1 pseudogene is annotated in these 296 nt (G+C 71.6%); it reads left to right on the forward strand.

Features of this window, described 5'->3' with window-relative positions:
• Positions 1-296, forward strand: a pseudogene (locus tag AC0L30_RS43210) (IS256 family transposase); the annotation flags it as partial.

A 296-nucleotide genomic window follows, 5' to 3' on the forward strand; every position in this document is an offset into this window, starting at 1 on the left:
CGGGCGCACCGTTGGGGCCGAACGCGGGGACGGATCGGCTTCCACGGCGGCAAGATCGAGGTCGAGCGCCCGCGGGTCCGGGGCGTGGATGGCGGCGAGGTCACGATCCCGAGCTGGGAAACGGCGGCGCAGGAGGATTGGCTCGGTCGCTGGGCGATGAACCTGATGCTGATCAATGTGTCGACGCGCCGGTTCGGCCGTGCTGTCCGGCTGCCCGAAGGTGACGTGCCGGCACCGCCCGGATCGGGGGTTTCGAAGTCGGCGGCCTCGCGGAGGTTCGTAGCGCTGTCGGCGGC

The sequence above is a fragment of the Bradyrhizobium sp. MI1.11 genome, from assembly GCF_055811255.1.